Raw genomic sequence first — 25,371 nt, forward strand, 5'->3', positions numbered from 1 at the left:
TATTCGGAATATTGAATAGTCTAATATTGAATAGTCTAATTGCTGATTGTTGGTGCTGCTTCTTCAACTCAAATGTCCGAACATTACGGGTTCTTGTCCAAAGATTTTGCTTACTTGTCCAAAGATTTCGGTAAGTTGTCCGAAGTTTTGCGATTCATGTCCGAACCTTAAAACTCAATGTCCGAACGTCTACTATAAGTTGACCGAACCCCCCGGTACTTTGTCCGAACCATTCGTTTTTCCAGCGTTATTTGTCCGAAGTAAGAAGATTTGTGTCCGAACCATATTTTCACAAAAAAAATAAAGGTATTTTCCTTAAAAAGATAGCATTTTTTACTCGATTACCACCAAAGACCAGCAAACCCGAAGTTGAATCAAAAAATCGCTCATCACTTCAAATGCTTCCTCAATAATGAACGCATCCAATAAGAACAAAAACTCTCTAAAATACTGGCAATTTATCCATAATAAAAAGCCTGTTCAGAAAGACTAGGCACTCCAAACAGGCTTACACCATTATAAGTTCTTCACAAAATCAGCCAAAATCGGCGGGAATTCCTCAAATGAAAACTTGACATTCAACCTCTCCGTCCACTGGTGCGGATCTTTTCCTACCGGACCAAGGTTGAATACCGGCATCTGCAAGGTTTCCATCTCCGCAAATGGCAGTGAATAGGTGGACCCGTAAACCGGAATATTGAAAGGCAGACGATCTTTTGCAGAAAAGTCCCCCTTGCCTATGAAACTCAAATCACATAAGCCCGAAAAATATCGTTGCTCATTAAATTCAACATCCGCATCCACTTTCCACTTCTGAATAAACTCTCGAGCAGAATCCAATAATTCCTTATTGTCCGTTGCCACCGCTGGATAGTATGGTGGTGCAAAAAACAAGATGATCATCGGTCCAAAATCCTTGCAGAGGGAAGCCACTTCTTCTACAACTTTGATGGACTGCTCCCTTTCATCTAAATGCAAATTGGATACAATCACCGAGGAAATTCTCATCTCCATCTCCTGATCTCCATGGATTGCCTTTGCTTTTTCGAGAATTTCTTCATACGTATAGACCGCTACATCCACTGGCATTTCGGTAAAAGTAGTGAAACGCTTAAACTGCTCCGCTTTCCCTTTGCAAAATTTATTGATGTTTTTTGCCGCCTGCTTTGCAATGTTAAGGAAATCCGCCTCCCAATCGGTCAGCGACTTTTCCATAAATAAAACATTATATAACGTCACGGCAGTGTGTGGGATTTGCACAGAATACTCCGTTTTAAGATCCTTTTGAATCAAGCTTGTAGGAGGTGGTGTCACTTCCGCTCCCACCTGTTCACACAAATCCGTGTTCCACTCCATCAGCTTCTGTATCTCTGAAACCATCAAATTGGCATTCAGGCCAGCCAATGGTTCGCCGACATGTGTTTCTTTGCCGTAACAGAAGAATCCAGGCAACAGTTTTCCGATTGCACCTGTATATAAATAAAGGTTGTTATCGCCCGGATATTTTTGAAACATCGGCTCGGAATTGACACATGCCTTATAGTTCAGTTCGTGCCTTTCCGCAAGATCAGCCAAAGCCGGTAAAGCTTGAAGCATACCTTGCGAATTCACTTCTTCATCCGGAACAGCCAATAAGAGCAGGTTTACATCCCATTTTTCCTCAATCGCTTTTTCCAGGAGGGACATTTGAAGAGCCAGTCCGGCTTTCATATCCATGACCCCTCTGCCAAACAACCAATCACCTGATAATAGGTGTTCCTTCGCTTCAGCAGGAAGGGCATCGATATTGTTCTCCAGCTCCCGGGTCAGTTCAATCGGCTGGAAAGCCAAATCCTTTAGAAAACCGTAATCCTCTACCCCTACCACATCAAAATGACTGACAAGCACAATCGTCTCTTTCTTCTCGGACTGCTTCACTAAAGCAGTTACAAAAGAACGCCCATCCTCCATCCGGTGCAGCTCCAGGTTGCCGGGGTTCTCTTGGAAATAATCCAGATGGTTCAATTGGTAATAAATGAAGGAAGCCAAACGCTTCTCTTCCCCGGATAATGTCACACTGCCGTGCTGGACAAGGGATACAAGTAGATTCGTCAACTGCTCTTTCGTTTGCCAGTGCATCTCCCATCCTCCTCTAGATAGTAGTATTTTGCTCCTATCATACTACTATTTTCTGAAAATGAACACCTATCTTTTGGTGGGAACAAAAACATTTGATATAATATTTTAGGTACTCGAAATATATAGGAGGAATCACTTATGAAATCCGCTTTATTTTCCCAATATACAGTAAAAGGTGTCACTTTGAAAAATAGGATTGTCATGTCACCGATGTGCATGTATTCCAGTCATAACGAAGACGGACATGTGCAAGATTGGCATATGACCCACTATGTATCTCGTGCAGTCGGCCAGGTAGGTCTTATCATGGTGGAAGCAACGGCAGTCCAGCCACAGGGACGCATCTCCCCGCAAGACCTTGGCATCTGGAACGACGAACATATTGCAGGCTTCCAGGAACTAAATAGACAGATTAAAGTCCATGGAGCCAAAACTGCAATCCAGCTTGCCCATGCGGGGCGCAAAGCAATGGTCGATGGCGACATCTATGCACCTTCCGCGTTGGCATTTAATGAGAAAATGAAAACTCCTTTGGAAATGTCTCAAGAAGATATTAAAGAAACTATCGCGGCATTCGTCGAAGGCGCCAAGCGTTCCAAGGAAGCCGGATTTGATATCATCGAGCTTCATGGTGCCCATGGATATTTAATCAATGAATTCCTATCCCCTCTTACGAACAAACGTAACGATGAATACGGTGGAAGTACAGAAAATCGCTACCGCTTCCTTCGTGACATCATTGATGCCGTCAATGATGTGTGGGATGGTCCATTATTTGTCCGTGTTTCAGCTAATGACTATCACCCTGAAGGCTTAACTGCAGAAGATTATGTAACGTATGCAAAATGGATGAAGGAACAAGGAGTGGATCTGGTGGATGTAAGCTCAGGTGCAGTGGTGCCGGCAGCCATAGATGTCTACCCAGGCTACCAGGTAGGATTTGCTGAGACCATCAAGTCCGGTGCAGATATGGATACAGGTGCAGTCGGACTAATTACTTCCGGTTTGCAGGCAGAAGAGATTTTACGAAACGACCGCGCAGATTTGATCTTTGTTGCTAGAGAACTTTTGCGTGACCCTTACTGGCCAAGAACAGCTGCGAAGGAACTTGGAGTTGAGATTGAGTCTCCTAAACAGTATGATCGATCTTGGTAATAGAAACGGCCACTCCCGGGAGTGGCCGTTTTCCTTTCTTCAATACTAATTAGAAGCCTCAAGAAGGTTTTTCTTTTCTTCTTTTACAGAAAGCAATTCTTCCTCCATTTGATCCCGCTGTCCTCTTAAACTTTCGAGCAGCGTGGAAACTCTACCTATTATCTGAGACGTCTGGTCATAGCTTTGTGTAATCTTTCCATGCACCATCCAGTCCACAATCAAACCATCAAAGAAATAATCAGCAAATGTCAGCATCCCTCCCACTTCAATCGTGGAATCAAAGTGATGCTTAATGTCGAGTAACTCATCCTGGAAAACTCGCAGCTTATTCTGTGCTTGGTGAATATGCGCCTTGGCATCATCCAAGCGGCTATGCTTGATCGCGGTGGAAACCAATCCTCCCCCGAACATGTCAAACGTGGACCAGCCTTTTGCCGAATCCAATGAAGATAATGCCCGCTCCAATGCATGAATGGCCGAATCCCCTGCAGTAATCGCTTCATTGTATTCATTCAGATTAGATTGCAAGTCCGCCTCCCTATCTGCCAGATCGAACAGTTTCACACTCCATACCGAATTGGAGTCATGTATCAGCCTTTCCTTTTCACGGATAATCTTTTCGTATCTAATAGGTGCATTAGCAACAGGTATCAGAAGCGCTTGGAATTCAGCCAGTTCCCGTTCAACGTCCTCTATCGTCTCGATAACTTCTGTGTACTTCAGTTTTGCGGAGAGCACCTCTTTCTGTTCCTGATCAAGTTTCTCTAGCTTTTTACCGATCATGGAATAAAACACGCTCGTCAGTGTAAAGCGCTCAAGACGCGCAACATCCTCTTCTTCTTTTTCAAGCAGGGACTCCAATTGATATTTTTTGCGTTTTTCTTCTGTCAAATATGTATTCAATCTATCGATATGTTCTGCGTATTTCGCTTTTTTACGTAGATTGTCCTTAACTTCCAATAGCTCCTGGTTTAAATCTGTGAACAAATTGATTCCCCCTTTGATTTCTTGTCCCTCTTATAGTCTACGGAAGTAAGTATGTGTTAGTTTCATATTTTTTGAATGAATAGATAGTTTCTTAGTTTTTGAAGTAACAGAAAAGCTAAGAAACTAAGGACATTACACAAGATAAAGCTAATGCTTTTTATAAGCCTACTATACTGCTTCTCCTTTCCAACAAGATAACATCCCGCCATCGACCATCCATTTTTCCAAGCCGTTCCCGGATGCCGACTCGACGAAAATCGAATTTTTCGTGCAGTCGGAGACTTGACAGGTTTTCTGGAAAAATGCCAGATTGCAATGTCCAGTAACCGTGTTCTTCACTTGATTCTATTAAATTTTGGATAAGCATGCTGCCTATGCCTTTCTTGCCATGGTTACCAGCTACATATACGCTTACTTCGGCAACACCTGAATAGACACATCTACTTGAAACCGGACTCATTGCAGCCCAGCCGACAATAACGTCACCAGTGCGAGCAACAATTCTGCATTCTGCTAAATGACTTTGATTCCACTCTTCCCAAGAAGGTGCCTCCGTTTGAAAAGTTGCATGACCGGTAGCGATACCCTCCTGATAAATCTCTCTGACTTGACTCCAGTCTCCTGCTCTCATAACGTCAATTTTAATAATCTCTCCCATTTTATTCCCTCCTGACAGGAATCATCTCTCTTTTTAAATATTCCACAGACTAGCCCATAAAAAATCTTCTCCGAACACTTCGTCCGGTTGAGAAACTTTTTGCATTTCCCTGAACTCAATCATTTCAAAATCCTCGGAGAAAATTCGTTTCAACCTTTCATCCGTATAACCTATCCCTCCGTGCAAACTGCCTTGTGCATACACATCCCAGTCCGAAGTTTTGGAAGCCGCTTTCGTATTAAAGCAGACCAGACCGAAGTGCCCATCTTTTTTCAACGCTTTTTTAATCGTTTCTATATAACTTAATCGTCTATGTGGAGGCAAATGATGGAACAGGCCGCAATCATAGACAAAATCATATGTATGGGGTTCAAAATCATATTCAAAAAGCGAGGACCTGCTGAAGTTGATATCTGCACCTTCAGAAGCCGCTCTTTCTTTTGCCCAGGACAGTGCATTTTCCGAAATATCTAATGCATCTACACTGCTCCCCAGTTTAGACATATAGATGGCGTTTCTACCAGGACCACAGCCAATCTCCAGCACTCTTTGTGGTTTTAGACCACTATTAAAATAAGAAACTAGATTTTCATCCGGACCCTCCACTTGAAAGAATGGAATCTCTTTATTTCTATCTTCATAAAATTCATCCCAGAAAGCTTTAGGTTCTCTCAGAAGCCCGTCCAACATTTGAAAAAGATCTTCATTGTTTAGAATTTCCTTAGCCATTGTTAATCCCTACTCTCTAACTTTATACATAATATTGTACCAATATCTACCTAATCTATTGTTACAATGCTTTTATAGTTAGGTGAAATTAACAATTTTAGAAAGGTGAAGACCCTATTAAACAAAGCTTATGGACGAGTTTAATTCGGATATTTTAGTCGTTCTGACACTTCTTATCCTTTAGTGTTTAACCAATTGAAACACCGTCAGATGCCTCCTAAACAAGCCAGAATATGAATGATTTTTTTATGGAACTCTCCACACGTAACATTTGTAATATAATTGTCATATTTATACTTTGCATAAACAGAAACAAGCGATTACATCCACTGCAATCGCCCCGCACTTAGTCGAAAAATTCCATATAATCTTTGTCCTGTCTATAGTATTCTAATCTATCCTCTAATGTCCCTGTATGGAACTCAAATTTATGCTGATCCGGATCCGTAAAATAGATGGACTTTTTATCCTTGTCGTTCCTTGGACGACTTGGCAGAATGTTGACTTTCAAACTTCGAAGTTTATCAAGCATTTGATGGTATTCCGCTTCATCAATCGTAAAGGCTATATGTGTATAAGAATGGTTGATTTCCGTCCTCGGGATATCCTTTTCCACATTCAAGGCCAGCCACATCCCGTTCAAGTCGAAATATGCAGTGTTTCTCCCTTTAACCAATAGCTTGGCATCAAAGACGTTTTGATAAAATGTAATAGATCTTTCCAAATCGGAAACGGAAAATAGTAAATGATTTATCCCCTTAATCATTACCCTAACTCCTCTAATAACAAATTTATTTAATTGTAATCACATCAAAATCATTCACCACAACCGTATCGGGAAAGACCTCTTTCGCTTCTTCCATCAATGATTGAACATCCTCTTTCTGGTATCTGGCACTTATGTGAGTAAGTAGTAGTTGTTTAGCTCCTGCCTCCTTGGCAACCTTTGCAGCCTGGATGGTGGTGGAATGAAAATACTCTTTTGCAAGCAATTCGTCCTTTGCTGCAAAAGTCGCTTCATGGATGAGGACATCAGCAGCTTCTGCTAACTCGACAGAAATAGGGTTGTATCTCGTATCCCCTAGAATGGTGATCACCTTCCCCTTCTTTAGAGGGCCGATATAATCTTTCCCTTCTACTATTCTACCGTCCGCTAAAGTGACGCTTTTGCCCTCCTTCAATTTTTGGAGATGGGGGCCGGCCGGAATATTGCTTTGTTTAACCTTATCCATCAGCAAAGCACCCGGTAGATCTTTTTGGACGATGCGAAAACCATAGGAAGGAATACCATGGACAAGCTTCTTTCCTACAATAGTGAAATCTCTTTCTTCCAATTTAAGTCCTTCACCTTCAAACTCTTCAATAATCAGTGGATACTTAACATGTGTCATACTCACACTCAGGGAGGTTTCAATATAATCTTTTATACCTACTGGCCCGTAAACTATTAAAGGCGTTCCCCCCCCTTGAAACGAACGGCTGCTCAACAGTCCCGGCAAACCGAAGATATGATCCCCGTGTAAATGAGTGATAAATATTTTTGATATCTTTCTCGGTTTCAATGATGTATGTAAAATCTGATGCTGCGTTGCTTCCCCACAATCAAAAAGCCACACAAAACCCTCTTTATCATCTATATGTAAAGCCAGCGAGGACACATTTCGATGTTTCGCTGGAACACCTGACCCCGTACCTAAAAACGTCAATTTCATTTTCATCCGCTCCTCTTTTCCCATTATACTCAAAAATAAAAAATTCCATAAGAGAATCAATGAATATAGTACAATGATAGTAACAAGGAAAAGGAGAACTGATTCTATGGATAAAATTTCAACAATCGTATTTGACCTGGATGGCACACTTTATGAAGACACGCATCACTTTCAATATTATGCCGACCTTCTAAAAAACAAACTGACCGGCGAAAAGCAGGATGCATTTGAAAAGGACTATCTGGCAGTCGGCGAAGGGAAACATACACTTAAAATTGGTAGAGTGTATGATGCTGAACAAGACCTCATTCTTGCACACAATGACGGGACAGTGACACACGGGTGGACATGGGCTGGACAGGAAGTTCCCCAAGAAAAACTTGCAAGCTTATATCCTGAACCTCTTCCATTTGACCTACTGAACATGCTCAGTATCGGAGACCTATGGTGGGTGCCAGTTTCGATCGGCAAGCATTATGGACTAAGCAGCGAAGAAGCCTATCGTGCATTTCTACAAACAAGGGAACATATGATGACAGACGATTTTCTATTAGAGCCTCTTGTAGAATTTGCAGAAGTATTAGAGAAGTTGCACAAAAAATACACATTGATTCTAATGACCAACAGTCCACAAACGGACAGTGATGTCATACTGAAAAAACTGGGATTCACGTCATATTTCCACGATAAAATCTATGAAGCCAATAAACCGATAAACACAGCAGACCGCCTTACATATATATCACAACAGCACTATGTCCCTTTTACTCAAATGTTAAGTGTAGGCGATAACTATATTAATGAAATTCTCCCAGCAGCACGATTAGGATGTAAAACAATTTGCATTGACCCTTATGGAATTTTTGAAAATAGTGAAGCGACACAAACTGTCGCCGGTTTGGCAGAGCTTGCAGTGACACTAGAAAAATGGCTATTGAAATAACACCTTTACAACGGTGTTATTTTTTTTGCTAAAAAACACTTGCAATCAGAACGCTTGTTCCCTTATAATGAAGACAGAACAAATGTTCTAATAACTGATGAGGTGATACTGATGAAAATAATCCAACAATCTTTCTACGTCACACTAAAATTCCTAGCTGTTGCCGGCTTTGCCATTCTTTTTTATTTCATGATCACAGATAAGACAAGCAATGCTCCTATGTTTATGCTAAGTCTTATGACTTCCCTTAGCCTGATAGCAATCCCAGGAATGAAAAATGTCATCAACAACCAAGAAGAGTCCCATCATGGCTCCTAATTCTCCATCTGTTTCAAAAGATACAGCCCTGCAAATTGCGAAAAGATTAATTGAATATAAAGTAACCAATGATTTGGATGTAATCAGCTCAGTTGTGCATGTCTGTAAAGAGGATGTGGTTACCTACCTAAAAAAACCGACCAGTCAAAATAAAAAAAGCCCTGCTCAAGATCATCACAGGACAGGCTAATCAGTTATTATTCTTTTCCTCTTCCACAGGATTTTCAGGGATAATGACTGGCGCTACTCCTCCGCCACCGTTTCCACTTCCCTGATAATACATCGGTACTTTACCTGGAATAATCAGATCTCCTATCTTAACGGAGTTATTTATTTCCATCGGCTCCTCTACCAACGGAATGATTATGTTCATTTTCACACTAACATTCACGTAAATTTCAATTACTGTATTGTTTATCCCAGTTTCAATCACTTTCGTTTCAACATTTGAAATGACATCCCCCAGTATTTCAAAACGCACAGGTATTTTTGGACCTAGATTCGAAAAAAGTGTGGTTTTGGTCGCCATTCCCAACGGAACTTTATAAACAATACCATTCTGCCTTTTTGACTCCTCATAATCTATATTCAAATCGTTTTTATAGGATTCCATTCCTTCCAGATTCCCTTCCTCCAGAAAGTCCAGATACCTTTGAACTCTTAACGTAGTTTCAGAAATCACCCTATTAACGACCCGGTGATTTGTACCAAAAGCCACATGATCTGTACCTTCATTTAAGACAATTATCAATTCCTCAGGATTTAAACTGTCAGCAATCTTCTTTGAAACTGCATCGTTTATCGCCTGTGTTGCAATTTGTCGTGCTTTTGTTTCCGCGATACTCCTTAAACTTGGCTCCAAATTTTTATTTATAATGACCAAACTAAATACTGTCAAAATGTTAAATAAAATAAACGTAATTAAAAAAACATACCTTAATGGCAATGGCCCGCTTTTCAAAAGGGAAGTTCGACGCATTCTCTTCATGGTTGCAATCCTCCTCCCCTTATATATATAGTTTTATGGGACAGATTATTAATGATTTATAACAACACAATGTCAAAAATATAAAAAAATACCTGCAAACCCAAGAAGGTTCACAGGTGGTATTATTGCTTAGTCCAAAAAATCTTTTTGAAAACTAGTAGTGATCTTTGCTTTTGATCCGGTATCTGCTGTCCTTTTGTCTCTGATTCCTTTTTTTATTATCCCCTTTCCATATTTCTCTTCCAGGTCCTGAAGGGTTTTATGCAATGGTTCTTTTTTGGCATCCTCTTGAAACGTGAATAGATCCAGCTGCTTAACAGAGTCATCTTTTTCCACAAGTTCCTGAGCTGTTACACCAAGTAACCGAACAGGTTCGCCGCTCCAGTGCTTTCTCAATAAGAACATGGCCGCCTCTTTAATATGATTAACAGATTCAATTGGGTTGGAAAGCTTTCGGCTTCTCGTCACCGTATGATGAATTCCATATTTTATCATCAGCTGAATGTTGGTACTGAGCACTGACTTTCTATCCATTCTTGCACTGACAGATGCAGCCAACTTCTCGATGGTCTTCTCTATTTCACGTTCGTCATCTGTATCTTTTGGCAATGTTGTTGAGTTGCCAATACTCTTGAATTCTGACACACTCTCAGGATCCACTGGCCGGTTATCTTCCCCATTTGCCCTTTTCTTCAACCTCTCTCCATTAATCCCGAGCAGGTATTTTAATTGATAGTCATTTCCATTGGCAAGCTCACCTATAGTAGTAATCTGAATTGAATTCAGCTTCTCGGCAGTTTTAGAACCAACACCATGCATCTGCCCTACTCCCATCGTCCAAAGCTTGGTTGATAGTTCCCTTTTTCGAAGAATCGTAATACCCATCGGTTTTTTCATATCGGATGCCATTTTTGCAAGGAACTTATTTGGCGCAATCCCTATACTACAAGGCAATAAAAGTTCCTTATTTAATCTATTTTGAATATCTTCCGCAATCTGAATAGGTGTCAAGGAACCGTTATAACTTGTAACATCCATATACCCTTCATCTATAGAAACAGGTTCTACTAAATCCGTATATTGACGTAATAGATCAAACATCGCACCTGAGCTCTTCCGATAGCGATCAAAGTTCGGCTTACGTACTAGTAATTGTGGACACTTTTGTTTAGCTTCCCACAGAGGCATAGTTGTCTTCACACCAAAAGCCCTGGCTTCATAGCTACATGTAACGACGATTCCTTTTCTTTCTTCCACGTTTCCGGCAATAGCTAGTGGTTTCCCACGCAAGGAAGGGTCATAGGCCATTTCTACCGAAGCATAGAAGCTGTTCATATCGACATGAAAAATAATTCGATGTCCTTTTTTGGGTGTTTCACTCATAAGAATCCATCCTAAAATTTGTTATCTATATTATATGAAATTAAGGGGCATTATCAAAAAAATAGCATATAAATAGGCTCTTTCTAACTATGAGCTCAAATCTGCAAAGGTTACTTTTGTTTTTCTATTAATATTGTTAAAAGATTGTTTAATGCCATGAGTTCCTCTTCATCCATCGATATATTTTCAAGCAATCGGGTTGGGATACATTCTGCTTTCTTATACAATTCTTTTCCTATTGGGGTAAGGGCTATAACAACACTTCGCTCATCTTCTTTGGAACGACTTCTAGTGAGTAACTGATTGACTTCCATGCGCTTTAACATCGGTGTCAATGTGCCGGAGTCAAGGAATAATTTCTCTCCTAGCTCCTTAACAGAGATAGAATCTTTCTCCCATAATACTAAAAGGACCAGATATTGGGGGTATGTTACTCCTATCTCATCCAATAAACCTCTGTACAATTTTGTGATTTTTTTCTCTGCCGAATAGATCTTAAAGCAAAGTTGTTTCTCTAACTTTAGTTTACTTTCCATACATATATCTCCTCTTTTACCCATCATTAAAACTATTGTACCTCTCACTACTCTCATGCACAAACTTCTTTTGCACAACTTAATTGTTGACTTCATATTAATCGGAAGTTATGATAAAAGAGAAATAAAGATTGTGCACAATATAATTTTACAAAATTTAAAGGGGTGATTTTTTCATGGATGCATTATATACAGCTAAAGTAACCGCGTCAGGTGGAAGAGCGGGGAAGATAAATAGTGAGGACGGAACATTAGACATTGCTCTTGCTATGCCAAAGTCGCTCGGTGGTACAGGAAAAGAGGAGGCTACTAATCCCGAACAACTTTTTGCTGCAGGTTACGCAGCTTGCTTCGATAGCGCACTAAACCTTGTTGCACGTCAAGCAAAACAAAGAATAGAATCTGAAATCATCGCTGAAGTTTCCATTGGTAAAGATACAGATGGAGGATTTAAATTAGCAGTGGTATTAAATGTTGAGATTGGTGGCGTAACGGAAGAAGAAGCAAACACTCTTGTTGAGCAAGCCCATCAAGTTTGCCCATACTCCAAAGCTACACGAGGAAATATTGATGTTGAATTGGTAACAACTGTTAGATAAGAAAAATCCGGGAAAAAATATTATTAGATGTCTGTATAATCGCCGCTGTTCCTTTCCGCAAATGGCTTCGCTTATCCTAAGGGCGACCTTGGGCCTCCTCGGCGATGCTGCGGGGTCTCAAGATTGTCGCTACTCCCCCATAGTCGCCATTTGCTCCAATCCACAGCTAGAAACCAGTCACCTCATTTAGATAGCTTTTAGTTACCCTTTCGGTGAATGATATTACCTTGTTGATTGTAGTGGAAGGCGCGCAGACTCCTGCGGGAGGAAGGGACAGGAGAGACCCCGAAACGGAGTGAGGAGGCTCACGGACCGCCCGCTGGAAAGCGAAGCGCCTGGAACGGAAATCAACAGAATTATATACTTATCTTAAAATGAAAAAAGGCGCCGTATTGGCGCCTTTTTTGGCAAAACACAAATCCTATTATTATCTCAATTCATTGCATTTAGCTTTTGAAGTCGACTATAGGCACCTCGTACTTTTTAATTATTTTAATTTTTAACCTCTTGTTTTTCGACTGCTTCTTTTATGCTTTCCATCCCGTTAAGGCTGTTGAGTAAGCTACTTGGATCGAGGATCGCAATCAAACGATTTTCTAAATTGATCATTCCATGAATGTATGTGGTTGTTTGTGAACCAAACAAATTTAGTGACTTTATTGATTCTTGTGGAACATCCAGGATTTCTTTAGCATCTTCAACTAGTAGCCCAACAGAAAGCTCTGAGCATTGGACCATGATAACCCTAGCTTTATCGGTTGCTTCCGTTGTTCCCGAAAACAATATTTGTTTTGTATCAAGTAGAGGGATCAATTCTCCTCTTACTTTCATCAAGCCTTTCAGGTAAGTTTCCATTTCAGGTAAAGCAGTGACTGTTGCCAATTTCTCGATGGAAACTACATATTCCACTGATATGCCATACTCTTCACCGTTCACTTCGAAAATAACTAGTTTTTGGGATTCCATGACTTTTCTCCTATTCGCCTTTTTCTTCTATTATAAATCAACAATATAAAAAAAGCTTGGCAATTTCACCAAGCTTTTCCACATTATTTTGCTACTTCCTTCATGATACTTACAACTAATTCCGTAGTTTTTATCAATTCCTCAATCGGCATTCTTTCATTTGTAGTATGAATTTCTTCATAACCAACTGCAAGGTTTACTGTTGGAACCCCAAATCCTGCGATCACATTTGCATCGCTACCGCCACCACTGCGCTGTAGCTCAGGCGTTCTGCCAATTTCAGAAACGGCACGCTTCGCCACTTCCACCACATGATCGCCATCGGCAAATTTGAAGCCAGGATACATAACATCCACTGTCACTTCAGCACGGCCACCCATGTCCGCGGCTACTGTTTCAAATGCATCCTTCATTTTCGCGACTTGCGCTTCCATCTTTTCAGGAACCAAAGAACGCGCTTCCGCTAAAATATCTACACGGTCGCAAACGATATTCGTTGGTCCGCCACCTTCGAAACGGCCGATGTTTGCAGTCGTTTCTTCATCAATACGACCTAAAGGCATTTTCGCGATGGATTTAGCAGCAATCGTGATCGCGGAAATTCCTTTTTCCGGCGCTACACCAGCGTGAGCAGTCTTTCCATAAATTGTAGTTTTTACTTTTGCTTGTGTTGGAGCAGCAACAATGATGTTCCCAACTGTCCCGTCACTATCAAGGGCAAAACCGAACTTCGCTGTTACTAATGCTGGATCTAAAGCTTTTGCCCCTACAAGACCGGATTCTTCTCCAACCGTGATAACGAACTCGATTTTTCCATGTTCGATATTGTTTTCTTTTAATACTTTTACCGCTTCCAGCATTGCCGCAAGACCGGCTTTGTCATCAGCACCAAGGATTGTTGTACCGTCTGTCACAATGTAGCCATCCTTGATGGAAGGTTTGATTCCTTTACCAGGAACAACCGTATCCATATGGGAAGTGAAATAAATGGTATCTACTCCCTCTTTTGTACCTTCCAATGTACAGATCAGGTTTCCTGCACCATGACCAGTCTCGTTCATAGTGTCATCTTCCACTACGTGTACCCCAAGAGCGGAAAACTTCTCTTTTAATACCTTGCAGATCTCCGCTTCGAATCTTGTTTCAGAATCCACCTGAACAAGCTCTAAAAATTCTTCAACAAGTCTGTCTCTGTTAATCATATGTATGTTCCTCCTACTACTTATTAAATCCAACCCTATTATAACCTATTGAAGTGATTTTTTCCTTGTTGAGCCATCCACAGATAAAAAAGATAGCAGGTCTCATTGCCTACTATCTTCTACAAACATTAGAGCGGGATGTTCCCATGTTTTTTATAAGGTCTAGTCTCTTTTTTATTGCGGAGAATTTCGAGTGATTGAATTAATTTAATCCTTGTCTCTCTCGGATCAATCACATCGTCCACCATTCCTTGGCTTGCCGCCACATAAGGATTGGCGAACTTTTCACGATACTCTTCAATCTTTTGGGCTCGTGTCGCTTCCGGATTGTCGCTTTCATTGATTTCACGGGCAAAAATGATGTTTGCCGCACCTTGAGGTCCCATAACCGCAATTTCCGCATTTGGCCATGCGAATACAAGATCTGCCCCGATTGATTTACTGTTGAGCGCCACATAAGCGCCACCATATGCTTTCCGCAAAATGACAGTCAGCTTTGGTACAGTCGCTTCCGAATACGCGTAAAGAATTTTCGCACCATGACGAATGATCCCCCCGTGCTCCTGTTTGACTCCAGGGAAGAATCCTGTAACATCTTCAAAGGTAATCAATGGAATGTTGAAAGAATCACAGAAACGGATAAATCTTGATGCTTTATCGGAAGAGTCGATATCAAGTCCGCCTGCCATCACTTTAGGCTGGTTACAAACAAGGCCAACAACTTCACCCTTTAGCCTTGCCAACCCGACTACGATATTTTTAGCGAAGTCTTTATGAACTTCCATGAAAGAACCTTCATCTACCACTTGGTTAATGACAATTCGCACATCATACGGTCTGATTGCGTCAAACGGAATGGCATCTGCTAAGTCCGGACGGTAGTCATCGCCCAGTTCGCAAGAAATACGCTCCGGCTTTTCTTCATTGTTTTGTGGAAGATAGCTAAGCAGGTTACGTACCTGTGCAAGCACCTCTTCCTCCGAGGAACTGGAAAAGTGAGCATTCCCGCTGATGGCGTTATGTACCTTTGCTCCACCGAGACCTTCCGAGCTGATTTTCTCCCCTGTCACAGTTTCAATTACCTTTGGACCTGTGATAAACATCTGACTTGTTTTTTCCACCATGAATACAAAATCCGTAATCGCTGGGGAATAAACGGCACCACCAGCACATGGTCCCATAATGACGGAAATCTGCGGGATTACTCCTGAATAGATGGAGTTTCTGTAGAAGATATGACCATATCCATCAAGAGAAAGTACTCCCTCTTGAATCCGTGCTCCACCAGAATCATTCAATCCGACGATTGGTGCACCATTTTTCGCCGCCATATCCATGACATTGGCAATTTTCTTTGCGTGCATTTCCCCGAGGGCTCCGCCAAACACGGTGAAATCCTGTGAAAATAAATAAATTGGTTTTCCGTTGACTTTCCCATAACCTGTGACAACACCATCTCCAGGGCCTTTTTTCCCTTGAAGGCCAAAGTCATTGCAACGGTGCTCGATGAATGGGTTAAGCTCCACAAAAGTACCTTCATCCACCAAAAGTTCAATACGCTCTCTTGCCGTCAGTTTCCCTTTTTCATGTTGCTTATCAATGCGGTCGTCTCCACCGCCAAGTTCGACCTCGCGACGTTTATCATAAAGCTCGTTTATTTTTTCATAGATATCAATTGTCATGATGTTTCGCCGCCTTTTCACAGAATTCTACCAGTACGCCATTGCTTGCTTTTGGGTGCATAAAGGCGATATTCGCCCCCCCAGCTCCAACACGGGAACTTTTATCAATCATCGGTATGCCTTTATCAATCATTTCTTGAATTCTTTCTTCTATTGATTCTACACTTAATGCGACGTGGTGAATCCCTTCCCCACGTTTTTCAATAAACTTGGCAATCGGGCTGTCTGGAGAAGTAGGCTCCAACAACTCTAGCTTACAATTCCCTGCATTTATAAATGCCACTCTCACCCTTTGCTCCGCTACATGTTCCACGGCTTCAAAGGTCAACCCCAATGTCTCTGTATAAAATGGAAGCGCTGTCTCAATGGAGCTGACAGCTATCCCGATATGATTTACATTTTTAATCATGCCAATCCCCCTTGTTGTATGTCCCCTAACTATGACTCTATATCATTTCGACTTTTTGTGCAAAATTCCTTCCTTTTTCGTCTATAATCCTTACTTGAGAATGGACAAGAATCCATGTACAATAGGAATAGCAGATAAAATGGGGAGTGACAAACTTTAATGATGAACCGAAAATTCCAGAAGGTTGTTGTATATTTAATGATTGGCGTCATGTTGATTACTACACTACTGGCTGGAGCTTCCATGTTTTTTTAATAGATTAACAAATAAAAACGAGCCTAGAATGAACTTGGCTCGTTTTTTAGTTAGAAAATGTGTTTATACCCTTATAAATTATATCCCAAAAACTTCAATTAAATTGACGATAAAATATAAAAAGGAAATTCCTGTAAACCCCATTCTCCTCATCCCCTATTATAGGACTCTACGAAACCTTGCAATTAGGAACAGCATAATTATTTCTAGGATAAAGATGAATATAATTACAAAGAATAAGAGAAACACCAAACTCTCCCCCCAATTAATGGCGAAGGGTGTGGCAATAAAAATGGAAATGTTGGCTATGACATACACTTTTAATCTACTTGAAGCACTCTTAGCAATATGAAATAATCCTTTACCCTCTGCCATCCTGATCAGCATGGATATAGTCAGATACATAATATAAAGGTGCAAAACTCCTAAGGATGTATGATAAACAGATGATAAATAAAACTGTCCTTCATACAGCAGTGGTTCCATTACATTTATATTTGGAATGAAAAATTCAGGGAATGAGAATATAGCCAAGAAAACAGCCCAATTCTTTTCTTTCTCAGAATCCAATTGCATCAGGCCATACGCAACCATACCATAACCGATAAAGTCCGGTATAATATTGACATAGGCTATATTTATATCAATTAAAGCAATAATAAAGCCCATCAGTATCTTTGTTAGGCCCCTATAAGTATCATGCATTTTACTCCCCCTTGGATGCTTTAATTATTTCCTTTATGTCTTTTTTGTTGAAATGTGCATGTTGGCTAAGAAAAAAATCATGTTCAAAAGGAACCCCTTCTCCAACCTCCCCCACAATAGCAGGTGTAAGTTGATAAAAATTCCACCTGTTAGGATCGTCTTCAAGAAACTCAAACCTATATTCAATACTAATATTTCTATCAGTAATACGTGCAGAATCATCGGAAAGTTTCAAAAGTGTATAACCATCTTCCTTACTGTGTATCTCCAATTCCTTATTATTAATAGAGAGTTGAAAATTTCCTAGTTTATCATGGGCACGCATTTTAATCCCAGATATTTGGATATCATCAACTGGTTTAACTAAGTAGGTATAGCCTGCTCCTTCAGTTGAAGAACCTGATGCTGAAAAACCTAATGGACCCTTAGAGTCCTCTTTAAAAATCACTTCACCCAAAGGATAAGTATAGGTCTCCCCGCTTGCTAGATGGACTGTCATTTCTGTAAGAGTTAAATCATTTTCCAATTCCTTCAGGATCTCTTCATCCACCATAAAATCTAATACTCTTAGCTTATGATGTGTAAAGCTATCATCTATATCATAAGATCCCTGCATCGTGATGGCATACTCTTTCCCATGTAGCTGAGGAAACTCGACACTTACAATATCCCTATCCTCCATTTTATTACCTATGTAGTAGATATTGAATTGACTGTTATGGTTCTTCGGTAGATCATAATAGTGTAAAAGAATAATAGGCTTATCAAGCTGCTGATTGACATAATATAATCCATTGCCAATCCAGCTTACAACCGTAAGAAGGATACCAAAGAAAAGTATCTTCCTAAGCATGCTGTCTGATCCAGAATCTCTGTACGACATTACCGTCTTCTTCAATAAAATCTTTATCTTTTTGACCACCATTGTTCATGATTGTTTTCCGTGAAGCTTCATTGATTTCATTACAAACCACCAGTATATCCTTTACTCCGAGCTCTCGGGTTTTTTCAATCGACAGAGCGAGAAGCTTCGTTGCATAGCCCTTCTTTCTTTCTGATGGTCGGATACCATATCCAATATGTCCTCCAGCATTCATAAGAGTTTTTGTTAATTGATGACGAATGTTCACCACTCCTAAGATCATTTGGTCCTCTTCTCGTAATAGCCAAAAAGTAGAATCCGGTATCCACCCTTCAGGAAGGCCAATTCCTTTTTCTGAATTCAACCGCTCCTTAACCATTTCCTCAAAACTGGAAGGATCTTTTGAAATTACCCAGGGAACCATTGGCTCTTTACTTTCTTTCCATTCCTGATAAAAAGAAAGGTAAGCAGTTTCGAGGCTTGTCGTTGGTTTAACCAACGTTAAATTTACTACCATTAGACTTCTCCCCTCTCTATAAATAGTTATAATTTTCCTTTTGTCTCATTATAACCCATGCATTGTTAGTTGTTTAGAAGTTTAAATAAAACTTAATAACAAACAAAGGAAAACCGGACCATCTATCGATCCGGTTAACAGTTAGAATCCTAGCAATCTTGGAATAAACAATACGGCATCTGCCCAATAAGTAATAATCAACAGTATAAATATCCCCATGAGAAGGAATGGCGTGGTAGCCTTTATCAGCCTTTCTATTTTAACATCTGCGATGGAGGATACTACAAAAAGCCCTGTTCCAACTGGAGGTGTCAAAAGTCCGATTGTAAGGTTGATACAGATGATGACGCCGAAATGAATGGGATCAATGCCAAACGCTAAGACAAGAGGCATTAAAACAGGGATTAAAATAATCAAAGCGGCAATACCATCCAACACGGCACCCAGTAAAAGGAGCATCAAGTTCACCAGCAACAGGAAAACCAATGGATTATCCGACAGGCTTAGCATTCCGTCAGCAACCAGTTGAGGAATTTGTTCAAAGGCAATCATCCATCCAAATATGTTTGCCATTGCAATAAGAAAAGTTACAGTAGCGGTACTAATCACTGTATTCATCAACAGTTTTGGTAAATTCTTCAGTTTGAGTTCCTTATATAAAAACATACCGACAATTAAGGCGATAAAACATGCAACTGCAGCTGATTCCGTTGGAGTGAAGGCCCCACTTAAGATACCAAAAATGATGATAAAAGGAACACTTAATGCCGGTATGACGTACAGGCCATGCCGGACAATTTCCTGAAAAGACGCTCGTTCACTTTTTGGAAAATTATACTTATATCCCATATATGCAATTAGCCCAATAAAACCTATTCCATACATGATTCCAGGAATAATTCCTGCCATAAATAATCCACCTATGGAGGTGCCAGAGAGTGTACCATAAATGATGAATATCATACTGGGAGGAATGATGGGGGCGACAATGGAGGAGGCAAGGGTGAGTGCGGAAGAAAACTCTCTTTTGTACCCTTCTCTTTCCATTTCCGGAACCATAACTTTACTCATCATTGCTGCCTGGGCATTAGCTGAACCTAAAATGGATGCAATAAACATGTTGGAAATGACCGTTACGTAGGCAAGTCCACCTCGCACATGCCCAATGAGCGTTTTCGAGAACTTAACAAGCCTTGTGGTAATTCCCCCACTATTCATCAACTCTCCTGCAAGCATAAAGAGCGGAATAGCCAATAATCCGAAATTTTCAAGTCCCGAAAAAAGACGCATAGGCGTGGATTGCAATAACACCGGGCTTCCCACCAGTAAAAAATACAAAACGGTTATCATCCCTAATACGAGGGAGATGGGAATACCAATGAGTAAAAATACAAAAAATAGGACAATTACAAGAATCGTCATTTTACTTCCCCCTCTTGGAGAACGATAAGAAAGTTAGCCAATATATGAATGGTTGCACAAGTGAGACCAATCGGAACTGCGCTATATGGAATCCACATAGGTAACAGAATGCCACTTGATTTTTGCAATGCTACATTGGGGGAAAGTATCCATATATAGGTATAGTATAAGATTATTAAAAGAAAAATCAGCATACAGATGTGGCTGATCAGAGTTAATATCTTGCTTATTCTTGCTGACACGTACTCCAGGAATATCGTAACAGAAGCTTGGGACTTATATTTTAGTCCCAAGCTGCCGCCAATAAAGCTGATCCAGATTAATAGAAAGATGGATACTTCCCCAGCCCATGACAAGGGGGAGTTCAGGAAGTATCGGAAGGCTACAGATAGTGTAATGATAACGGCCATGCAGAACATTAGAAATGCACCGAGAAATTTCTCGATCTTGGCTATTCCATCACTGATTCTTGTCATAATTGTTACTTCCCCCTTTCAATGAAACTCTGTTAAACGCCGCTGTTGATTTCAGCGAATGGCTTCGCTCACCAGCTAACTATTTCTAAAATCAATTACTTTCTATATGTTTCAATGAACTCTTTAATTAGTGGGTCTGCCTCTTTGTACTTCGCATCAAACTCTGCAATCTGGTCTGCAAATGCCTTAGCAGGAATATCATAAATTTTCATGCCGTTGTCACTTAACGTTTGTCTAAATTCCTCTTCTTGTCCTGATCGAGTGGATGCTGCAAAATCAGTGGCTACCGTTAGGGCATCGCGTACTATTTTCTGGTCTGCTTCTGACATACCTTCGAAAGTCGACTTATTCACGATGGCAACGGATGGCCAAACCATATGATTGGTAACCGCTCCATATTTTACAACTTCATAGTATTTATTTGTAATGGCTGCATCCAGGTCCATATCCATTCCATCAATTACACCTGTCTGGACTGCTGCATAAACTTCAGGAAGAGGCAGCCCTTCCGGTGATGCACCTGATGAACGATAGAAGTCCTGCATCGGTGGACTAGGTGTCACACGTAATTTCAGCCCAGCCATATCTTCTGGGGATGTCACTTCTTTGTCTTTGAAAAGCATGACACGTTGACCGGCAAATAGATAATCCAACCCGATCAGCCCCTGATCATCTAGAGTTGCCAGAATCTTTTTTGAAACATCGGAAGTTCTCGCTTCATGGGCAGCATTGATGTCTTCAAACGCATATGGCATGAACCAAGCTGCAAAAGATGGGGAACGGGAGCTCATGTAAGCTGCTGTAATCAGTCCGAAGTCAACGGAACCGGCCTCAATTTGTTGCACCATATCCGCTTCAGTTCCAAGTTGACTTGCCGGATAGATTTCCACTTTCATTCTTCCATCGGATTTGCTTTCCAGTTCTTCTGCAAATTTTTCTGCAGCTAAATGCCACATATGGTTGGTTGGAGTAATATGAGCTAGTTTAAATGAATATGTCTTACCGGACTCATCTCCACTTGCTTCGTCTCCACCACAGGCTGCCAGCAGCCAAACTAGTGTCATGATCATAATCAATGAGATACTTCGTTTCATCTTTTTCATCGTTCTCCCCCTTTATTTTCCTTGCATCCTATACGGGCCAACCTAGTAATGAAAAAGCTTGTCTGTTTTCTCCTCTGCTGACTAACTCTCTGATTCTAGTGGATGAAATGACTTTGCCGTTGGAACATATAATGGGCTCGATGATTCGTACCTTAAAGCATTCTTTTAATAAGGTAACGTCACCACTGCGGTCCTTTCCGAAGCGAAAGTCTTTACCAACCACTATTTCTACAGGATTCAATTGTTGTAGTTCATCCATAAATTGACACGCAGTTTGTTTCAGGTATTTTTCATTGAATTTAGCGACGATACAATGGTCCAAACCTAATGCTTGCAACCTTCTTACTTTTTCATGAATAGAAGAAAGCATGTGGGCATTTTGAAAATATGCTCTTGGAGGCGGATCAAATGTATAGACCACAGTAGGAATATTTAACAACCTTCCCCTTTGAACAATCTCCCTCATAAGTGCTTGGTGTCCTCGATGAACCCCATCAAAAGCACCGATGGTTACTATGGATTTAGGCATGCGGACCTCTCCAGCTCTATGAATCAACAACTTGCTTGCCTCCCTCTCTAAGTTGTACTAGGTATCATTCTGTGCCTTAGTAACACCACCGGTTCCCCAGTTTTCCTTAGATACCTCCATGAGCAACACCCGTACTTTTTCTGGAGAAGCCCCAAGGCTTTGGCTGATAGCTATGGTTACATTTTGAATCAACTCTTGCTTTTGTTCGACGCTTCTTCCTTCCAACAGATGAATATGGGCGATAGGCATGGTGTTACCCCCTTACAACTCGACATTCAACTTCATGGTACCTAACTGATCATACTGAACTTCGATTACATCACCTTGGTACACATTGATTGCTTCTGTAATCCCACCTGCCAGGACCACCATTCCCGGTTTAATGGAAAGACCTTCTCTATCTAGCATCTTCACCAATTCCACAATGGACTTGACGGGATGGTCTAAAACGGCCGCTCCAACACCTGATTGCACTGTCTCTCCATTTCTGTTCATTGTCACTCCTACTTTATCCCAGGATGTGAAATAAGGAGAGAAAGCCTGATTTCCTAAGATGAACTTGGAAGATGAAGCGTTGTCTGCCACCACATCTTCTAAAGTGAAGGAAAAGTTTCGATATCTGCTATCAATCACCTCTATAGCAGGAAAAATGCATTCTGTTGCCATCCACACATCTCGAACTGTTATATGTTCACCTTTCAATTCCTTGTTCAGAACAAATGCAAATTCAGGCTCCACCCTTGGATGAATGAGCTTTTCAATATGCAACGTAGGTTCCGTTAGCTCCATGGATGCTGTTAATCTTCCATAAATAGCCTCTTCCACTCCTACGGACATCTGCTTCGCTTTACTAGTAAGTCCCATTTTCCAGCCTATCAGTCTATCTCCACTATTTATTGCCTGATCCATACTCAGCTTCTGGATTTCGTAAGCGTGATCCACATTCATATCCGGATGTGTCAGTGTAATCTTATCCATCTCTTGACCATTTTTCTGATGGTCTGCTACGAGCTTTGCTATTTGAAGTAAGTCCATTTGACACCCTCCTTTATGCTTTTACGGTCTTCTTGGCCATCTCGGCTGCAATATCGACAATCATGTCTTCTTGCCCACCGACTACTTTCAGTCTGCCCAATTCTATTAATATATCTTTTGCATCAACTTTAAATTGTTTTGCTGCTTTGTTGGCATGCACCAGGAAACTGGAGTAGACACCCGCATATCCCAGAAGTAGGCTTTCCCTTGTGATTTCCTGTGGCTTCTGCAGGATTGGTGCAACAATTTCTTCTGCCACATCCATCATTCTATAAACATCTATACCAGTTTGGATATTTAACCTATCAAGCACGGATACCAGCACTTCTGTCTGGGTGTTACCGGCCCCTGCACCAAGGCAACGAATGCTTCCATCAATCCTGGTAGCTCCCTGTTCTATCGCAACCAACGAATTGGCCATCGCCAAGGATAGGTTGTTATGGGCATGGAAACCGATAGGAATATCCAGACTGTTACGAAGGCAATGAATTCTTTCTTTAACTTGATGAGGTAAGAGAGCTCCAGCCGAATCTACGACATATACCACGTCCGCCCCATAGCTTTCCATCAGGCTCGCCTGTTCCAGCAGTTTTTCTACTGGTGCCATATGGGACATCATCAAAAAACCAACTGCCTCTAAACCTAACTCCTTCGCAAAAGAAATATGCTGTTTCGATACATCCGCTTCTGTCACATGTGTAGCAATGCGGGCGATCTTTGCTCCACGGTTTGCCGCTTCCTTTAAATGTTCCACGGTACCAATTCCCGGAAGAAGCAGGACTGCTATTTTCGCTTGGGTTACGACTTCTGTTGCTGCACTGATCAGGTCCATTTCATTTGTGTGTGACAATCCATATTGAAGGGAAGATCCTCCCAGACCGTCACCATGAGACACTTCAATAACAGGGACATTTGCTTCATCCAGGGCTTTGGCAACGCTTATCACTTGATCAACGGTAAATTGGTGACTGATGGCATGACTACCATCCCTAAGCGCAACCTCTGTGATCCAAATATCACGTTTCAACCTGCTTCACCTCCCTCTCTCACGTTATTTTTACTGTTTTAGTTTTATTACCTATCATTCTCTTTGCTTTTTCCTCGCCCACTTTAACGGCAGCGGCCGTCATGATATCAAGATTTCCCGAGTAGTTCGGCAGATAGTCCCCAGCACCTTCCACCTCAATGAAAATACTGACTTTATTTCCTTCAAAAATCGGTTCTGTTCGAAGCCGATAACCAGGCACATATTCTTGGATTTCCTCAACACGTTTATTAATTGCTTCGCTGATCTGGCCTTCTTTCCCTGCCAGATTTTCGACTTGGCAGTAGACTGTGTCCCTCATAATGATCGGTGGTTCTGCAGGATTCAATATAATGATTGCTTTCCCTTTTTTGGCTCCGCCGATTTTTTCCATTGCACGCGCTGTAGTGGTAGTAAACTCATCGATATTCATTCGTGTCCCTGGGCCGGCACTTTTACTTGCAATGGTTGCAACTATCTCTGCATACTCGACAGTGCAGACATGATTGACCGCATGGATGATAGGAATGGTTGCTTGACCACCACAAGTAACCATATTTACAACAGGTTCCTCCATGTGCTCCATCAGATTGACTGTTGGAACAACAAATGGTCCGATTGCTGCAGGAGTGAGGTCTATCAGTTGTTTTCCTGAGTCTTTCAATGCCTTTGCATGGCTGTAGTGGGCTTTTGCTGAAGTTGCATCAAAGAGTATATCTGCAAGGTCCGGTTTTTCAAGGAATCCATCTATTCCGTTCATGATGATGGAATGCCCGTATGCTTTGGCACGACGTAGACCATCTGAATGGGGATCAATTCCGATCATGGCTGTTAGTTCGAGAGATTTGGAGCGATGCAATTTAAGCATTAGGTCTGTACCGATGTTGCCTGAGCCTATTATGGCTACTTTCACCTTTTTCAATTAATGGTCCTCCTTTCTTATAACTCTGAATTGAGTTTAGGGTGTTGCGTTCAACTCCCTGTTGTCTTCCGTTTCAGGTGTTCGCTTTCCGCGGGGCGGTGCTTGAGCCTCCTCGGCTTCGCCTGTGGGGTCTCAA

At 41.2% G+C, this 25,371-nt stretch carries 30 protein-coding genes; 6 read left to right on the forward strand and 24 right to left on the reverse strand.

Annotated features, from left to right (window positions below):
* Window positions 1-516: 516 nt before the first annotated feature.
* Window positions 517-2,118: a M20/M25/M40 family metallo-hydrolase gene (locus AB685_RS03555; protein ID WP_047969140.1), complete on the reverse strand. Its 1,602-nt coding sequence runs from the start codon at window positions 2,116-2,118 to the stop codon at window positions 517-519.
* Window positions 2,119-2,256: 138 nt separating this feature from the next.
* Here AB685_RS03555 and namA point away from each other — a divergent pair, with 138 nt between their 5' ends.
* On the forward strand, window positions 2,257-3,273 hold the full coding sequence (namA, locus tag AB685_RS03560) for an NADPH dehydrogenase NamA (RefSeq protein WP_047969141.1): 1,017 nt from the start codon (window positions 2,257-2,259) through the stop codon (window positions 3,271-3,273).
* Window positions 3,274-3,318: 45 nt separating this feature from the next.
* Here namA and AB685_RS03565 read toward each other — a convergent pair whose 3' ends face one another.
* The 5 genes from AB685_RS03565 to rnz form a co-directional block, all read right to left on the reverse strand.
* Window positions 3,319-4,260: a hypothetical protein gene (locus AB685_RS03565; protein ID WP_047969142.1), complete on the reverse strand. Its 942-nt coding sequence runs from the start codon at window positions 4,258-4,260 to the stop codon at window positions 3,319-3,321.
* Between the two features lie 157 nt (window positions 4,261-4,417).
* On the reverse strand, window positions 4,418-4,918 hold the full coding sequence (locus AB685_RS03570; RefSeq protein ID WP_047969143.1) for a GNAT family N-acetyltransferase: 501 nt from the start codon (window positions 4,916-4,918) through the stop codon (window positions 4,418-4,420).
* Between the two features lie 33 nt (window positions 4,919-4,951).
* A complete protein-coding gene (locus tag AB685_RS03575) occupies window positions 4,952-5,647 on the reverse strand; it encodes a class I SAM-dependent methyltransferase (RefSeq protein ID WP_047969144.1) in 696 nt (231 codons plus the stop codon).
* Window positions 5,648-5,993: 346 nt separating this feature from the next.
* Window positions 5,994-6,413, reverse strand: a complete 420-nt coding sequence (gene fosM / locus AB685_RS03580) for a FosM family fosfomycin resistance protein (RefSeq protein ID WP_047969145.1) — start codon at window positions 6,411-6,413, stop codon at window positions 5,994-5,996.
* A gap of 25 nt (window positions 6,414-6,438) precedes the next feature.
* A complete protein-coding gene (rnz, locus tag AB685_RS03585; protein WP_047969727.1) occupies window positions 6,439-7,359 on the reverse strand; it encodes a ribonuclease Z in 921 nt (306 codons plus the stop codon).
* A gap of 106 nt (window positions 7,360-7,465) precedes the next feature.
* Between rnz and AB685_RS03590 the strand changes: the two genes are divergently transcribed.
* The 3 genes from AB685_RS03590 to AB685_RS03600 all read left to right on the forward strand — a co-directional run bounded on the left by AB685_RS03590 (window position 7,466) and on the right by AB685_RS03600 (window position 8,810).
* Window positions 7,466-8,302, forward strand: coding sequence for an HAD family hydrolase (locus AB685_RS03590; RefSeq protein WP_047969146.1), 837 nt, complete (start codon window positions 7,466-7,468; stop codon window positions 8,300-8,302).
* 111 nt (window positions 8,303-8,413) lie between these two features.
* Complete coding sequence (locus AB685_RS03595) at window positions 8,414-8,620, forward strand: hypothetical protein (protein WP_047969147.1); 207 nt, start codon at window positions 8,414-8,416, stop codon at window positions 8,618-8,620.
* A complete protein-coding gene (locus tag AB685_RS03600; RefSeq protein ID WP_047969148.1) occupies window positions 8,610-8,810 on the forward strand; it encodes a hypothetical protein in 201 nt (66 codons plus the stop codon). The genes AB685_RS03595 and AB685_RS03600 overlap by 11 nt, the downstream gene beginning before the upstream one ends.
* Here the strand turns inward: AB685_RS03600 and yunB are convergent, their stop codons facing one another.
* From yunB to AB685_RS03615, 3 genes are all read right to left on the reverse strand, one after another.
* Complete coding sequence (gene yunB, locus AB685_RS03605) at window positions 8,811-9,608, reverse strand: sporulation protein YunB (RefSeq protein ID WP_047969149.1); 798 nt, start codon at window positions 9,606-9,608, stop codon at window positions 8,811-8,813.
* A gap of 129 nt (window positions 9,609-9,737) precedes the next feature.
* Window positions 9,738-10,991 carry a DNA polymerase IV gene (locus AB685_RS03610; protein WP_047969150.1) on the reverse strand — a complete coding sequence of 418 codons (1,254 nt, stop codon included), beginning with the start codon at window positions 10,989-10,991 and terminating at the stop codon, window positions 9,738-9,740.
* Between the two features lie 110 nt (window positions 10,992-11,101).
* Complete coding sequence (locus tag AB685_RS03615; protein WP_047969151.1) at window positions 11,102-11,527, reverse strand: MarR family transcriptional regulator; 426 nt, start codon at window positions 11,525-11,527, stop codon at window positions 11,102-11,104.
* Window positions 11,528-11,703: 176 nt separating this feature from the next.
* Between AB685_RS03615 and AB685_RS03620 the strand changes: the two genes are divergently transcribed.
* On the forward strand, window positions 11,704-12,126 hold the full coding sequence (locus AB685_RS03620; RefSeq protein ID WP_047969152.1) for an organic hydroperoxide resistance protein: 423 nt from the start codon (window positions 11,704-11,706) through the stop codon (window positions 12,124-12,126).
* A 492-nt stretch (window positions 12,127-12,618) separates the two neighbouring features.
* Here AB685_RS03620 and AB685_RS03625 read toward each other — a convergent pair whose 3' ends face one another.
* The 4 genes from AB685_RS03625 to mce form a co-directional block, all read right to left on the reverse strand.
* On the reverse strand, window positions 12,619-13,092 hold the full coding sequence (locus tag AB685_RS03625) for a chemotaxis protein CheW (protein ID WP_047969153.1): 474 nt from the start codon (window positions 13,090-13,092) through the stop codon (window positions 12,619-12,621).
* Between the two features lie 83 nt (window positions 13,093-13,175).
* Window positions 13,176-14,294, reverse strand: a complete 1,119-nt coding sequence (locus tag AB685_RS03630) for a tripeptidase T (RefSeq protein ID WP_047969154.1) — start codon at window positions 14,292-14,294, stop codon at window positions 13,176-13,178.
* A gap of 128 nt (window positions 14,295-14,422) precedes the next feature.
* Window positions 14,423-15,976, reverse strand: coding sequence for a carboxyl transferase domain-containing protein (locus tag AB685_RS03635; protein WP_241773232.1), 1,554 nt, complete (start codon window positions 15,974-15,976; stop codon window positions 14,423-14,425).
* Window positions 15,966-16,385: a methylmalonyl-CoA epimerase gene (gene mce / locus AB685_RS03640; RefSeq protein WP_047969155.1), complete on the reverse strand. Its 420-nt coding sequence runs from the start codon at window positions 16,383-16,385 to the stop codon at window positions 15,966-15,968. The genes AB685_RS03635 and mce overlap by 11 nt, the downstream gene beginning before the upstream one ends.
* Before the next feature lie 159 nt (window positions 16,386-16,544).
* Here mce and prli42 point away from each other — a divergent pair, with 159 nt between their 5' ends.
* Entirely contained in the window at window positions 16,545-16,640 is a 96-nt protein-coding gene (prli42, locus tag AB685_RS31185) for a stressosome-associated protein Prli42 (protein ID WP_010194162.1), read from the forward strand.
* Between the two features lie 159 nt (window positions 16,641-16,799).
* On the opposite strand, the gene AB685_RS03645 is transcribed toward prli42, so the two are convergent.
* The 11 genes from AB685_RS03645 to AB685_RS03695 form a co-directional block, all read right to left on the reverse strand.
* Window positions 16,800-17,345: a hypothetical protein gene (locus AB685_RS03645; RefSeq protein ID WP_047969156.1), complete on the reverse strand. Its 546-nt coding sequence runs from the start codon at window positions 17,343-17,345 to the stop codon at window positions 16,800-16,802.
* Between the two features lies 1 nt (window position 17,346).
* A complete protein-coding gene (locus tag AB685_RS03650) occupies window positions 17,347-18,198 on the reverse strand; it encodes a hypothetical protein (RefSeq protein WP_047969157.1) in 852 nt (283 codons plus the stop codon).
* Window positions 18,191-18,724, reverse strand: a complete 534-nt coding sequence (locus AB685_RS03655) for a GNAT family N-acetyltransferase (RefSeq protein WP_047969158.1) — start codon at window positions 18,722-18,724, stop codon at window positions 18,191-18,193. The genes AB685_RS03650 and AB685_RS03655 overlap by 8 nt, the downstream gene beginning before the upstream one ends.
* 141 nt (window positions 18,725-18,865) lie before the next feature.
* Entirely contained in the window at window positions 18,866-20,146 is a 1,281-nt protein-coding gene (locus tag AB685_RS03660) for a TRAP transporter large permease (RefSeq protein WP_047969159.1), read from the reverse strand.
* Entirely contained in the window at window positions 20,143-20,622 is a 480-nt protein-coding gene (locus tag AB685_RS03665) for a TRAP transporter small permease (protein WP_047969160.1), read from the reverse strand. The genes AB685_RS03660 and AB685_RS03665 overlap by 4 nt, the downstream gene beginning before the upstream one ends.
* Before the next feature lie 95 nt (window positions 20,623-20,717).
* The gene (locus AB685_RS03670; RefSeq protein ID WP_047969161.1) at window positions 20,718-21,725 is read right to left on the reverse strand and encodes a TRAP transporter substrate-binding protein; all 1,008 of its coding nucleotides are present in this window, start codon (window positions 21,723-21,725) and stop codon (window positions 20,718-20,720) included.
* 28 nt (window positions 21,726-21,753) lie between these two features.
* Entirely contained in the window at window positions 21,754-22,254 is a 501-nt protein-coding gene (locus tag AB685_RS03675; protein ID WP_047969729.1) for an FAD synthetase family protein, read from the reverse strand.
* Between the two features lie 57 nt (window positions 22,255-22,311).
* Window positions 22,312-22,503: a 2-hydroxymuconate tautomerase gene (locus tag AB685_RS03680; protein WP_047969162.1), complete on the reverse strand. Its 192-nt coding sequence runs from the start codon at window positions 22,501-22,503 to the stop codon at window positions 22,312-22,314.
* A gap of 12 nt (window positions 22,504-22,515) precedes the next feature.
* Complete coding sequence (locus AB685_RS03685; protein ID WP_047969163.1) at window positions 22,516-23,289, reverse strand: fumarylacetoacetate hydrolase family protein; 774 nt, start codon at window positions 23,287-23,289, stop codon at window positions 22,516-22,518.
* Between the two features lie 13 nt (window positions 23,290-23,302).
* Window positions 23,303-24,316: a 4-hydroxy-2-oxovalerate aldolase gene (gene dmpG / locus AB685_RS03690; RefSeq protein ID WP_047969164.1), complete on the reverse strand. Its 1,014-nt coding sequence runs from the start codon at window positions 24,314-24,316 to the stop codon at window positions 23,303-23,305.
* Window positions 24,317-24,335: 19 nt separating this feature from the next.
* Window positions 24,336-25,235 carry an acetaldehyde dehydrogenase (acetylating) gene (locus AB685_RS03695; protein ID WP_047969165.1) on the reverse strand — a complete coding sequence of 300 codons (900 nt, stop codon included), beginning with the start codon at window positions 25,233-25,235 and terminating at the stop codon, window positions 24,336-24,338.
* Between the last annotated feature and the right edge of the window lie 136 nt (window positions 25,236-25,371).

This window comes from Bacillus sp. LL01 (assembly GCF_001037965.1).